The organism is Amycolatopsis sp. NPDC049159 (assembly GCF_040648295.1).
Taxonomy (GTDB): domain Bacteria; phylum Actinomycetota; class Actinomycetes; order Mycobacteriales; family Pseudonocardiaceae; genus Amycolatopsis; species Amycolatopsis pretoriensis_A.
Genome location: NZ_JBEZDL010000021.1, coordinates 41,132 through 53,184, shown reverse-complemented (window position 1 = coordinate 53,184; position 12,053 = coordinate 41,132). Strand labels below are relative to the sequence as shown.

Below are 12,053 nucleotides of genomic sequence, written 5' to 3'. Positions count from 1 at the left end.
ACACGTCAAGAATAAATCCTAAATTAAGATTTCACGGGGTAGGCTCGGGTGATGAGCTATCGATGGGAGATCACCGCGAACGCACTGCGCCAGGGCGTCGTCGGGATCGTGCGCACGCGTGACGCGGAGTCGGCGGTCGCCGCGGCCCGCGCGGTGCTGGAGGCCGGGCTGCGGTCGGTCGAACTGCCGCTCACCAACCCGGGCGCGCTGGACGCGATCTCGGGTCTCTCGGCGGCCTACCCGGACGCGACGATCGGCGCCGGCACCGTCCTCGACGAGGCTTCGGCGGTGCTCGCGATCCGCGCGGGGGCGCGGTTCCTGGTGTCGCCCTCGGTGGACGCGGCGGTGATCCGCACCGCTCACCGGTACGGCGCGGCGGCCTTCCCCGGCGCCGGTTCGGTGACCGAAATCGTGCGCGCGCTGGAGGAAGGCGCCGACGCGGTGAAGGTGTTCCCGGCTTCCGCGCTGACGCCGTCGTGGATCGCCGACGTGCGGGCCGCGCTGCCGCAGGCGCCGCTGGTACCCACCGGCGGCATCGCGCCGGAAGACGTGCCAGGCTGGCTCTCGGCGGGTGCGGTGGCGTGCGGGGTCGGTTCGGCGCTGACCCGCGGCACCGCGGCGGAGATCGCCGTCCGGGTCGAGACGCTGTTGAGGAGCGCGCATGGCTGAACTGGTCTTCGTCGGGTGCTACACCGGGGAAGCGGGGAACGGCACGGGGATCACGACGTTCTCCCGGTCCGCCTCCGGTTCGCTGACGGAAGTGGCTTCGCTGCCACTGGAGTGTCCTTCGTGGCTGGTGCGGCACCCGTCGCTGCCGGTGCTGTACGCGGTGAACGAGACCGCGACCGGGTCCGTGACGGCGTTGTCCTTCGACGCTTCCGGCTCGTTGTCCGTGCTGGGCACCCTGGAGACGGGCGGCGCACACCCGTGCCACCTGGCGGTGACCCCGGACGGCCGGTTCCTGCTGTGCGCCAACTACACCGGCGGCAGCCTCGCGGTGTTCTCGCTGTCTTCGTCCGGTGCGCTGGAATCCCGGACCGCGCTGGCGCAGCACTCCGGCAGCGGACCGCACACCGACCGCCAGGAGGCGGCACACGTCCACATGGCGGTCCCCGGCCCGGGCATCGTGAGCGCGGTCGACCTGGGAACGGACGAAATCCGCAGCTACACACTCACGCCGTCAGGCGGCTTGGAGCCGTTGGCGGTGTCTTCGCTGCCGCCGGGCACGGGCCCGCGCCAGCTGGTCCGCCGGCCGGGGACGGACCTCGCGTACGTCGTCGGGGAGCTGGCCGGAACGCTCGTGACGGTCCGGGAGACGTCCCCGGGCGCGTTTTCGGTGGTCGCTTCGACGGCGTCCACGGTGACCCCGCCGTCGGTGCCGAACCTGGTGGCGCACGTGGAGCTGACCGGAACGCGCTTGTACCTGTCGAACCGCGGCCCGGACTGCGTGACGGAGTTCGCCCTCGACGAGGCAGCCGCGGTGGCGGACCAGCCGTGCGGCGCGAACCCGCGGCACTTCGCTTTGGTGGACGGGACCTGTTACGTGGCGGCGCAGTCGGAGGACGCGATCACGGCGTTCACGCTGACCGCGTCCGGGGAGTCGGAACTGCGGTACTACCCGACGGGGTCGCCGACGTTCGTGCTGCCGGTTTCCCTGCCCTGACGCCGCAGGACCACGACGTCGGCGTCGTGGTCCGCCGTCCAGTCGAACGGGAGGCCCGCGTACTTCAGGTGCGCACCCGAGTACCGGGCCCCTTCCCCGTCCACGTAGGACGAATCCGGGTGCACGTCGAGGCGCACTCGCGACGAGCGGCCCGGTACCAGCGGTGCGCCCGTCAGCTCGCCGGTGTTCCACGCCAGCACCACCACGGTGTCGCCGTCTTCGGCGGTGTACTGGATCGCGCCCTCCCGGACCCGGGCGACGCCTTGGTGGATGACGTCGCGGACCGACTTGTACAGCGCCACCAGTGAGGCCGCTTCCGCGTGCCGGGCAGGCGTCCACCGCGAAAGGTCCGCGCCGATTCCCAGCACGCCCGCCATCGCCGTCACGAAGCGGAAGCGCAACGAACGCGGGCGCGGGTCGAACACGCCCGGGGAATCCGTCACCCAGGAACTCATCAGGTGCGGTGCGTGCATCAGCAGGAAGCCGTCCTGGATCGCGAGGCGGTCCAACGGCCCGGTGTTGTCGCTCGGCCAGACCACGTCCGCGCGGGCCACCGTCGCCAGGTCGGTCCGGCCGCCGCCGCCCGCGCACGCCTCCACCGTCACGTGCGGGTGGAACACGCGCAGGTGGTCCAGCACCGACAGGTACCCGGCCACGTGCTCGGCGTCCAGGTCCGCCGCCGGGGCACCCGGGCGGCCTCGTTCGGTCGGGGGGCGGTTCATGTCCCACTTCAGGTACGAGATCGGGTACGTCGTCAGCAAGGAGTCCAGAGTGGACTTGATGAACTCCACCACCGGCGGCAGGCCCAGGTCCAGCAGCAGCTGGTTCCGGATCAACGTCAGCGGGCGGCCGTCGATCCGGTACACCCAGTCCGGGTGCGACGCGTACAGCTGCGACTTCGGGCTGACCGCCTCCGGCTCGACCCACAGCCCGAACTCCAGGCCCAGCTCCCGGACCGAGTCGACGAACTCGCCGAACGTCGGCTCCGCCGGCGTCCAGTCGCCCAGACCGCCCGTGTCGTCGTCGCGGCCCACGAACCAGCCGTCGTCCACCACGAACAGCTCGACACCCAGGTCCGCCGCCCGCTTCGCCAGCTCCAGCTGGTGCGCGGCACGGACGTCGAAGCCGGTCGCCTCCCACGAGTTGTACAACACCGGACGCGGCCGCTGCCACCGCGGACCCGCCAGGACGCGGTCGTGTTCGTGCCACACCGACGCCAGTCCCGCCAGTCCATCCACACTGGACGCCAGAGCGACGCGCGGGGTTACCAGGGTGGCACCCGGCGCCAAGAGAACAGGGCCCGGCGAAGGCAGCCGCCCGGCCCGGACGCGGGTCAGGCCCGACGGCTCGACGTCCGCCTCGATGGACCACGAACCCGGCCACTCCAGCGAGACGCCGAAAGCGGGCCCGCCGGACACGTCCTGCACCGCCAGCCACGGCACGTGCGCGTGACCCGGGACGCCGAAGCGGCTTTCCATACGGAAGCCGCCCGCGGGCAGGTCCAGCGAGCGGCGGGTGAACTCCTGCGACCACTGCCCGGTCAAGTACGTGAGCCGGGCGCCGGACACCGTCGGCACGCAGACGCCCGCCGAGCCGAGCCGGTCGAACTCCAAAGTAGACGATCCCGTGTTCTCGAATTCGACCCAGCGCGTCAGGACGTCGGTCTCGGGGACCGGGTGGTAGCACAGCGCCGCGCGCAACCCGGCTACTTCGTCCACAAAGGTCAGTCGCAGGTCAGCGCCCGAAGACGCCGAATCGAACCGCCACCAGGAACCGCCGCGCACCGAGACGTCCGCACCGGAGAACGGGCGCAGGCCCAGCGGGGCGTACTCCACCGGCGCCGCGTCGGCCTCGGTGATGAAGTGCACCTCGCCGCGGTTGGCGAACACCGACGGCCCGTCCTCGACACCCGAAGGTCCCCACGCGACGAGTTCCGCCCAGCGCCGGGACGGATCCAGCGCCACGGTGTACGAGGTGGTCGCGAGCCGAACCGTCCACGTCACTTGATCGCCCCGATCGCCAGCCCCGAAATGAAGTGCTTCTGGAACCGCAGGAACACGGCCACGGTCGGGACGGCCGCGATGACCGAACCCGCCGCGATCACGTTCCAGTCGGACACGTACTGCCCCTGCAGGCCGAGCAGCGCCGGCGTCACCGGCATCACGGTCCCGGTGCGCAGCACGGTGATCGACCACAGCAGGTCGTTGAACGTCCAGGTGAACGCCAGCGCGCCGAGCGCGGCCAGCGCCGGGCGGGTCATCGGCAGGATGATCCGCCAGAAGATCTGGACGACGCCGGCGCCGTCGATCAGCGCGGCCTGCTGGACCTCGTCCGGGATGGACCGCATGAACCCCTGCAGCACGAACGTGTAGAAGCCCAGCCCGAAGCCGACCTGCACGACGATCAGCGCGGTCAGCGTGTCGTAGATGCCGAGCAGCTCGGCCAGCTTCGCCACCGGCACCAGCAGGATCTGCGGCGGCAGCAGGTTGCCGGACAGCATCACCAGGATCAGCGTGCGGCGGAACGGGATCGCGTACCGGCTCAGCGCGAACGCCGCCGCCGAGCTCAGCAGCAGCGCGAGCAGCACCGTCGGGACGGTCACCAGCAGGCTGTTCAGCATCGCGTGCCCGCCGCCGCCCTCACCCCACGCCTGGCCGAAGCCGTCGAGTGAGAACGACGACGGGAGCGCGCCGAGGCCGTTCGCCGCGATGTCCGAAAAGGACCGGACGCTCGTGGTCAGCACGAGCAGGATCGGCAGCAGCCACAGCACCGAGAGGCCACCGGCGAGCAGGTGGAAGCCGAAGGTCCGCGTCTTCACGAGTCCTCCCGGAAGGCCCGCACGAGGTAGGTCACGATCACGCCGAACGCCAGCACGAAGATCACCACGGCCAGCGCGGACGCGTAGCCGAGCCGCAGCGACTGGAACGCCGTCGCGTACATGTACGTGCTGAGCAGCTCGGACGAGTGGTACGGGCCGCCCTTCGTCATCGACCAGACGACGTCGAAGGAGCGCAGCGAGTCGATGATGATCACCGACAGGACCACGGAGTTGACGCTGCGCAGCTGCGGCCACGTCACGGTGCGGAACTGCTGCCACGCGGTGGCACCGTCCAATTCGGCCGCTTCGTACAACACCGGGTCGATGCCCTTGAGGCCGGCCAGGTACAGCACCATCACGTACCCGAGCTGCCGCCACAGCGCCGGGACGAGCACCGCGTACAGCGCGGTCTCCGGGTCGGCCAGCCACGAGTGCTGCCAGCTCTCCAGCCCGATGGCGCCGAGCACGTTGTTGAAGACGCCGTCCGGCTGGTAGACCACCTGCCAGATCAGCGACGTCGCGACCAGCGAGAACACCACCGGCGTGAACAGCGCGGCCCGGTAGAACCCGACGCCGCGCCGCTCGCGCTGGAGCAACGTCGCCAGCGCGAGACCGCCGGCCGCCGAGAGGCCACCGAAGAGCACCAGCCAGATCACCGTGTCCAGCGCGGCGGTCTTGAAGATGTCGTCGGAGAACATCTCGGCGAAGTTCCGCAAACCCACGAACGACGGCGCCGAGACGCCGTCCCAGTCCGTCAGGGCCAGGTAAAACCCCTGCAGCGCGGGCCAGAACACCCAGAACCCCTCGACCAGGAGGGGTACCAGGACGAACGCCAGCAGCGCGGGCGAGACGCGGCGACGGCGTTTCGGCGCCCGCGCCGCGGTCTTCGGCCGTTCGGCGGTCAGCACCGCCATGTCAGGACCGCCAGACCTTCTGCGCGGCGGTCTGCCAGTCGGCCAGGATCGAGTCGAGCTCGTTCGGCTTCTGGATGAACCGGATCAGCGCGGCGTCGGCGGTCGGCTGCAGCGCGTCGGAGGAGTCGCGGTTGAAGAACTGCGTGATCTCCTTGGCGTCGGCGAGCATCTTCCGTCCCTTTTGGACCAACGGTGTCCCGGTGTCCTTGGCCGACGGGTTGGTCGGCAGCACCGTGCCGGAGGAGTTCTTGATGTAGAGCTCCTGCGCCTCGGCCGTGGCGACGTAGGAGAACCACTCCTTGACCTCGGCGACGTGCGGCGTGCGCGCGCTGGCGAAGAAGCCGTCGGTCGGGCCTTCTTCGGCGACCGGCACGGCGGGGTCGAGGATCGGGAACTGGAAGAAGTCGAGGTCGTCGAGCGCGTCCTTCGGGGCGGCGTCGGCGAAGAACGTGCCGGTCAGCACCATGCCGGTGCGGCCCTGCAGCAGCACGGTGGTGGCGTCCTGGAACGCGATCGCGGTGCCGTTCGGGTCGAAGTACGGCAGGGCCTGGCGCCACGGGTCGAAGATCTTCTTGACGCGCGGGTCGTCGAAGCGCTGCTTGCCCGCCAGCAGCTCGCGGTGGAAGGGTGCGCCGTTGATCCGGATGTTCAGGTAGTCGAACCACGCCGACGCGGTCCACGGCGTGGTGCCACCGGCGCCGAGGCCGATCGGCGCGATTCCCTTGCCCTTCAAGGTTTCGCACAGCGCGAGGAACTCGGTCCAGGTCGTCGGCGGCCGCACACCCCACTTCGCGAAGTTCGACTTCCGGTAGAAGAAGCCCCACCAGTAGTAGGACGTCGGGATGAAGACCTGGTGGCCGGCGCCGTCGCCGGAGAGCGCGCGGAAGGCCGCGGTGTAGTCGCCCATGGTCTGCCAGACGTCGCCGACGTCGAGGAGCAGGCCCTTGCGCGCGTAGCCGGACAGCAGCGAGCCCGGGTACCACGTGAACGTGTCGGGCGGGGTGGCCGCGGTGAGGTAGCTGGGTAGCTGGGTGCGGAAGGTTTCCGACGCCACCGTGTTCACGGTCGCCGTGGCGCCGCCCTTGTCGCCGAACGCCTTGGCCAGCGCCTCGATCGCCTTCTTCGCCTCGGGCGAGGACAGGTTCGACTGGACGGTGACCGCGCCGGCGGCCTGCTTGACCGGGCCGCTGGAGGCGGAAGTGGCGCAGGCGGCGAGGAAGCTGCCCGAGCCGACGGCCCCCAGCCCGGCGAGGCTCGCGTTGCGCAGGAAACGACGGCGGGACAGGCCGGCACTCGTCATGTCGTGACCCCTTTGTCTTGGCGCGTGACTGCTGCCAAAGAGTGCAACCGGGCGCCGTCGCTGTCAAGATGTATTCATAATTTATGACGACTTCGGCGGCAGCGTAGGATGACCTTCCGCCAGTCCGCCAGCTGAGAGGGCCCTCCATTGACCGAACACCGGCCACGCGGGTTGCACGGCCAGACCGTGGAGGCACTGGCCAGCCGGATCCTCGCCGACGAGTGGGGCGAGGGCACCGTCCTCGACCTGCCCGGCCTGCGCGAAGAGCTCGACATCAGCCTGACCGCGCTGCGCGAAGCGCTCAAAGTGCTGGCCGCGAAGGGCATGATCGACGCCCGGCAGAAGCGCGGCACGTTCGTCCAGCCGCGCGAGAAGTGGAACATGCTCGACGCCGACGTCATGCGCTGGCAGACCGCGGCCGCCGACGACCCGGGCCTGCTCGACGAGCTCACCGAGGTCCGCGCGGTCGTGGAGCCGGCTGCGGCCCGGATCGCCGCCGGGCGCGCGTCGGAGGAAGACGTCGAGGGACTGCGGGAAGCGCTGGCCGACATGGCCGCGGCCACCGACCCGGAGGCGAGCGTCCAGGCCGACCTCGCCTTTCACCGGCGGCTGATGGCCGCCACCCACAACAACTTCCTGATGCGGATGGAGCGGGTGATCGCGATCGGGCTGGCCGAGCGCGACAAGCTGGTGCACGGCGCGTCGTCGGCGGAGGACCCGGTACCGAGCCACCGGAAGGTGTTGGACGCGATCGTCTCCGGCGACCCGGCCGCGGCGGAGCAGGCGATGCTGGCACTGGTCACCAAGTCCCGCGACGACCTGGAGAAGGCACAGCGCAAGTCGTGAGTGTTCAGGCGAGTGCGTTTTGGAGCATGCGGGCCGCGGCCGCGCGGGGTTCGGGGTCGATTTCGATCAGGGCGTTCACGACCGCGCCGTCGACCAGGGCGATCAGCCGCTCGAGTTCGGCGTCGGAGACCGGCGTGCCCGAGCGGGCGAAGATCTCCGTCAGCAGCTCGGTGAGCTGGGCCGACAGCGTCCGCATCAGCGGCCGCAGGTACGGGCGGCGGCCGGTCGCGACCAGCCGCTCGTACCGCAGGAGCACCGCTTCGGCGTCCGCCTCCGGGTCGCCGCTCTCCGGGCCCAGCAGCATCTCCAGCACCAGCTCGACCGTCGCCTGCACGCCGCGGTTGCGGGTCGCCAGCTCCTCCAGCCGCTGCCGGCCGGCCGCCAGCTCCGCGTTCGAGTGGTGCTCGACGGCCGCCGTGACCAGCTCCTCGAGCGAGTCGAAGTAGTACGTCGTCGACGCGAGCGGCAGGCCGGCCCGCTCGGCGACCGCCCGGTGCCGGACGGCGTCGAACCCGCCCTCGACGAGCAGCTTCGCGGCGGCCTCGACGAGCGCGGCGCGGCGTCGCTCCCCCTTCGGGGTGGTCGCTCCGGTCATGGCCGGTCATTCTGCCAACCGGGCGAACCCGGGTTCAGAAGCGGGGCGCGAGTGCGCGCGCGAACTGGTCCACTTGGCCCGCGTACGGCGCTGTTCCGCCGGCCGAAGGCACGCTGACCAGCAGGAGCTGTCCACCGGACGCCGTCGGGACCTGCGCCGTGACCGTGCCGGCGGGCTGGGACTTGAAGACCACCGGGAGACCCTTGGGGTACACCGCCGCGGCCACCTCGCCGCCCGGCACCGGGAACCCGGCGGAGCGCGCCGCCGTCGAACAGGCGCCGCCCGGGGACGCCTGGGAAGTGGCGACGGGGACGGGGAGCTCGCCAGCGAGGGCGATGGCGAGCTCCCCGTCCACCAGTTCGCACCCGGAGGCGCCTTCGGCCAGATGGCCGGTCTTCCCGTCCCCGTCACCCCCCTGCTGGGGCGGCTGGGCCGGGAAGTTCGGTGACTCCCCACCGACTTGAGGACGCATCGAGCCGTCGCCGGGTTGCGCGGAGCCGGCATCCGATTGCGCCGACACGGCGTTGCCGTTCGCCGCGGTCATCTCCTTCGAAGTACCCCCGGAGAGCACTCCGTACGCACCGAACCCGACGACGACCAGTGCCGCGGCGCTCACCCCGGTCGTGATCCGGTTGCGGCGGCGCACGGTCTGGCGGCGGGATTCGCGGACGACGTCGTCCTGGGAGAACGTGGCCGCGGGTGCTTCCGGCGGCGCGGCGGAGAACAACGAGCGCAGCTCCTGCTCATCCATTGGTCTCCACCTCCCGTTCCAGCACCTGCTTGAGGTTCGCCAGCCCGCGTGCGGTCTGGCTCTTCACGTTGCCTTCGCTGCAGCCCAGCGCCTTCGCCGCGCTGGTGACGTCGAGCCCTTCGAAGTACCGCATGACCAGCACCGCCCGCTGCTTGGGCGGCACCTCCTTCAGCGCCGCGAGCAGGTCTTCCCTGGTCGCGACGAGGTCGTCGAGGCCCGGCGAGTCGTCGGCCGGTTCCGGCAGCGTCTCGGTCTGCCACTCGCGCCGCCACGGACGCCGCGATTCGTCGATCGACGCCCGCACGAGCGTCTTGCGGACGTACGCGTCGGTCGCCGCGCGATCCCTGATCTTCGTCCACCTCCGGTGCAGTGCGACGAACGCCGTCTGCGCGAGGTCGTCCGCCCGGTGCCAGTCGCCGCAGAGCATGTACGCGGTCCGGCGCACGGCGTCCCGCCTGGCGGCGAAGTACTCCGCGAACTCCTCCTCGTCGCGCTGGTCCACGCGCAGTCGTGCTCCGCTCTGTTGTCGTTCGCCCATGAGGACGGAATCAGGGGCGTCCACGGTTGCACGGACCGAGGGGGTTCGACCACCCGAGGGTTGATTGATCCCCGCGAGGTGGGTGTGATGTGATCGCTCCGTGACCTTCACCCTGCCGCCGCTGGACTTCCGCTCCGACACCGTCACCCGTCCGGATGAAACGATGCGCGCGGCGATGGCGTCGGCCGAGGTCGGCGACAACGTCCTCGAGCACGACCCGACGGTCGCCGCCCTGGAAGAACGGGCCGCGCACGTCCTGGGCATGGCGGCCGCGCTCTGGGTGCCGAGCGGGACGATGGCCAACCTGATCGCGCTGAGCCTGCACCTGCAGCGCGGCGACCGGTTCCTGGCCACCCGGGGCGCGCACGTGCTGTCCAACGAGCTGGGCTCGGCCGCCTGGCTGGCCGGCGGCATGCCGGACATCCTGGAGCACGACGGCGGCCCGGGCCGCCCTTCGCCTGACGCCCTCGCGGCCGCGATCGGACAACCCGGGCCGTACTTCACATTACGGACGTCGCTGCTCTGCCTCGAGAACACCCACAACGCGGCCGGTGGCGCCGTGACCCCGCCGGACGAGCACGCGCAGCTGCTGTCCGTCGCGAAGGAAGCCGGCCTGGCCGTGCACCTCGACGGCGCCCGGCTCTGGCAGGCCGCGGTCGCGCTGGAGGTGCCGCCCGCCGCGCTGACCGTCGGCGTCGACACCGTGTCGGCCTGCTTCAGCAAAGGCCTCGGCGCGCCGGTCGGCTCGGTCGTCGCCGGCAGCACGGCGTTCGTGGAACGCGCCCGCCGGATGCGCCAGATGCTCGGCGGCGGCGTCCGGCAGGGCGGCATCCTGGCCGCGGCCTGCCTGGTCGCGCTGGGCCGCGTCCCGGACCTGGCCGACTCGCACGAAAACGCCGCGCGCCTCGCCGACGGCCTGCGCGAGCACGGCTGGCCGACGAACACGCCGGACACCAACATCGTGCTGGCCGAGGTGCCTGACATCCCGACCGCGCTGAACTGGCTCGACTCGCTCGGGATCCGCGCCGTGCCGATGGCGGGCAAGGTCCGGTTCGTCACGCACCGGGACCTCAGCGCGACCGACGTCGAAGAAGCCCTGCGCCGGATCAAGACCGGCGCTTGACGCACTGGGGGACCCCGTGAACTGGATCGTGTTCGACTACGGCGACGTGCTGAGCAAGCCGAGCGCCGCCCGCCCCGACCTGGCCGCCGCGCTGGGCGCCCCGCTGCCGGAGTTCGAAAAGGCGTACTGGGACCTGCGGCTCCCGTACGACGCCGGCAGCACCCCGCTGGAGTACTGGCAGTCCGTCGGCGAGGCACTCGGCGTGCCGGTCGACGAAGCGCTGTCGGCCGAGCTGACCCGCATCGACATCGACGGCTGGGGCTACCTCGAGCCGTCGTCGGAAGCCCTGCTCGAGGCGCTTTCCGAAGCCGGCGCGGCGCTGGCGCTGCTCTCGAACGCGCCTTCGGTGTTCGGCGAATGGGCCCGCGCGCAGGACTGGATCCGGCACTTCCGCGTGACGCTGTTCTCGGGCGACGTCCGGTGCGTCAAACCGGACGCGAAGATCTTCCGGCTGCTGCTCGACGAACTCGGCGCGGAGCCGGCGGACTGCCTGTTCTTCGACGACCGCCAGTCCAATGTGGACGGCGCGCGGGAAGCCGGGCTGAAGGCCCAGCTGTGGAACGGCGCCGACGCGGCCAAGGCCTGGCTGGACTGACGGACTCACCCACCCCGCACGGCCGCCTACCCGCCGTGATCCCCGTGTCCTAGGCTGGGCGCGTCCACCGCCGACTTCCCCGGTAGGTACCCATGGCGACGAGCGAACGACCCTCGGCCCGCGTCGACTTCGACCGGCCGAGCCTCGCTCGTGTCCGGGACGCGTTGCTCGGCGGGCAGAACCACTACGAGGCCGACCGAGTCCTCCTGCGTGAGCTCCTGGACATCGCGCCGGCCGCCCCGGCGATGGCGCGCGAGACGCGGCAGTGGCTGGTCCGCGCCGTCCGGTACCTGACCGAGCGGCTCGGCGTCGACCAGTTCGTCGACCTGGGCTCGGGCTTCCCGACGGTGGAGAACACCCACCAGGTGGCGCAGAAGTACGACCCGGAAGCGCACGTCGTCTACGTCGACGACGACCCGGTGGTGGAGGCGCACGGACGGGCGTTGCTCGTCGACAACGACTTCACGCACATCTGCGGCACCGACCCGCTGAACCCCGGCGAGACACTCGCCGGGGTGGCCCGGTTCATCGACCTCGACCGGCCGGCCGGGCTCGTGCTGTGCGGGGTCGTCGACCACATCGCCGACCTCCAGCAGGCGCAGCAGGTGGTCAAGTCCTACGCCGGCGCGCTCGCCCCGGGCTCGTACCTGCTCCTGCTGCACCGCCACAACCCGCTCGACGCCACCGAAGCGGCCGTCGTCGCGGCCTCGCTGCAGGACCGGCTCGCCCGCGAGGGGCTCGACACGCGTTACCGCTCGCGTGCCGAGATCGCGTCCTTCTTCGACGGGCTCGAGCTGCTCGAACCCGGCCTGACCGAGCCACACCTGTGGTGGCCGGACGGGCCGCGCCTGGCGCCGCTGACGCCGGTCAACCGGACGGCGCTGGGCGGCGTGGCGCGGATCCCCTGAGT

At 71.2% G+C, this 12,053-nt stretch carries 13 protein-coding genes; 6 read left to right on the top strand and 7 right to left on the bottom strand.

The window, feature by feature from the left end:
- Positions 1–51 precede the first annotated feature (51 nt).
- The gene (locus AB0B33_RS33985; RefSeq protein WP_360779387.1) at positions 52–669 is read left to right on the top strand and encodes a bifunctional 4-hydroxy-2-oxoglutarate aldolase/2-dehydro-3-deoxy-phosphogluconate aldolase; all 618 of its coding nucleotides are present in this window, start codon (positions 52–54) and stop codon (positions 667–669) included.
- Entirely contained in the window at positions 662–1,663 is a 1,002-nt protein-coding gene (locus AB0B33_RS33980) for a beta-propeller fold lactonase family protein (RefSeq protein WP_360779384.1), read from the top strand. The genes AB0B33_RS33985 and AB0B33_RS33980 overlap by 8 nt, the downstream gene beginning before the upstream one ends.
- Here the strand turns inward: AB0B33_RS33980 and AB0B33_RS33975 are convergent.
- Genes AB0B33_RS33975 through AB0B33_RS33960 form a run of 4 tightly spaced genes read right to left on the bottom strand, consistent with a single transcriptional unit; the run spans position 1,615 to position 6,695 of the window.
- A complete protein-coding gene (locus AB0B33_RS33975) occupies positions 1,615–3,666 on the bottom strand; it encodes an alpha-galactosidase (RefSeq protein ID WP_360779381.1) in 2,052 nt (683 codons plus the stop codon). The genes AB0B33_RS33980 and AB0B33_RS33975 overlap by 49 nt on opposite strands.
- Complete coding sequence (locus AB0B33_RS33970; RefSeq protein WP_360779378.1) at positions 3,663–4,481, bottom strand: carbohydrate ABC transporter permease; 819 nt, start codon at positions 4,479–4,481, stop codon at positions 3,663–3,665. Before AB0B33_RS33970 ends, AB0B33_RS33975 begins: the two co-directional genes overlap by 4 nt.
- The gene (locus tag AB0B33_RS33965) at positions 4,478–5,395 is read right to left on the bottom strand and encodes a sugar ABC transporter permease (RefSeq protein ID WP_360779375.1); all 918 of its coding nucleotides are present in this window, start codon (positions 5,393–5,395) and stop codon (positions 4,478–4,480) included. Before AB0B33_RS33965 ends, AB0B33_RS33970 begins: the two co-directional genes overlap by 4 nt.
- A gap of 1 nt (position 5,396) precedes the next feature.
- Positions 5,397–6,695 (bottom strand): extracellular solute-binding protein, encoded by a 1,299-nt coding sequence (locus tag AB0B33_RS33960; protein WP_360779373.1) that lies wholly within the window; start codon positions 6,693–6,695, stop codon positions 5,397–5,399.
- 147 nt (positions 6,696–6,842) lie between these two features.
- Between AB0B33_RS33960 and AB0B33_RS33955 the strand changes: the two genes are divergently transcribed.
- Positions 6,843–7,541, top strand: coding sequence for a FadR/GntR family transcriptional regulator (locus tag AB0B33_RS33955; RefSeq protein ID WP_247016822.1), 699 nt, complete (start codon positions 6,843–6,845; stop codon positions 7,539–7,541).
- 4 nt (positions 7,542–7,545) lie between these two features.
- Here the strand turns inward: AB0B33_RS33955 and AB0B33_RS33950 are convergent, their stop codons facing one another.
- From AB0B33_RS33950 to AB0B33_RS33940, 3 genes are read right to left on the bottom strand one after another with little or no spacing between them, the layout of a single operon-like run.
- The gene (locus AB0B33_RS33950; RefSeq protein ID WP_247016820.1) at positions 7,546–8,136 is read right to left on the bottom strand and encodes a TetR family transcriptional regulator; all 591 of its coding nucleotides are present in this window, start codon (positions 8,134–8,136) and stop codon (positions 7,546–7,548) included.
- A 34-nt stretch (positions 8,137–8,170) separates the two neighbouring features.
- Positions 8,171–8,887: a hypothetical protein gene (locus tag AB0B33_RS33945; protein ID WP_247016818.1), complete on the bottom strand. Its 717-nt coding sequence runs from the start codon at positions 8,885–8,887 to the stop codon at positions 8,171–8,173.
- Positions 8,880–9,389, bottom strand: coding sequence for a SigE family RNA polymerase sigma factor (locus AB0B33_RS33940; RefSeq protein WP_247016816.1), 510 nt, complete (start codon positions 9,387–9,389; stop codon positions 8,880–8,882). Before AB0B33_RS33940 ends, AB0B33_RS33945 begins: the two co-directional genes overlap by 8 nt.
- Positions 9,390–9,525: 136 nt before the next feature.
- On the opposite strand from AB0B33_RS33940, the gene AB0B33_RS33935 reads away from it, so the two are divergent.
- The 3 genes from AB0B33_RS33935 (at position 9,526) to AB0B33_RS33925 (ending at position 12,051) form a co-directional block, all read left to right on the top strand.
- Positions 9,526–10,548 carry a GntG family PLP-dependent aldolase gene (locus AB0B33_RS33935; RefSeq protein WP_360779369.1) on the top strand — a complete coding sequence of 341 codons (1,023 nt, stop codon included), beginning with the start codon at positions 9,526–9,528 and terminating at the stop codon, positions 10,546–10,548.
- Positions 10,549–10,564: 16 nt separating this feature from the next.
- A complete protein-coding gene (locus AB0B33_RS33930; protein WP_360779366.1) occupies positions 10,565–11,143 on the top strand; it encodes an HAD family phosphatase in 579 nt (192 codons plus the stop codon).
- 92 nt (positions 11,144–11,235) lie between these two features.
- A complete protein-coding gene (locus AB0B33_RS33925) occupies positions 11,236–12,051 on the top strand; it encodes an SAM-dependent methyltransferase (protein ID WP_360779363.1) in 816 nt (271 codons plus the stop codon).
- Positions 12,052–12,053 lie beyond the last annotated feature (2 nt).

Bases quoted from the DNA above. Each gene is read 5' to 3' on its own strand.
- AB0B33_RS33960 (WP_360779373.1), bottom strand. From the start codon at position 6,695: ATGACGAGTGCCGGCCTGTCCCGCCGTCGTTTCCTGCGCAACGCGAGC.
- AB0B33_RS33945 (WP_247016818.1), bottom strand. From the start codon at position 8,887: ATGGATGAGCAGGAGCTGCGCTCGTTGTTCTCCGCCGCGCCGCCGGAA.
- AB0B33_RS33950 (WP_247016820.1), bottom strand. From the start codon at position 8,136: ATGACCGGAGCGACCACCCCGAAGGGGGAGCGACGCCGCGCCGCGCTC.
- AB0B33_RS33925 (WP_360779363.1), top strand. From the start codon at position 11,236: ATGGCGACGAGCGAACGACCCTCGGCCCGCGTCGACTTCGACCGGCCG.
- AB0B33_RS33965 (WP_360779375.1), bottom strand. From the start codon at position 5,395: ATGGCGGTGCTGACCGCCGAACGGCCGAAGACCGCGGCGCGGGCGCCG.
- AB0B33_RS33980 (WP_360779384.1), top strand. From the start codon at position 662: ATGGCTGAACTGGTCTTCGTCGGGTGCTACACCGGGGAAGCGGGGAAC.
- AB0B33_RS33985 (WP_360779387.1), top strand. From the start codon at position 52: ATGAGCTATCGATGGGAGATCACCGCGAACGCACTGCGCCAGGGCGTC.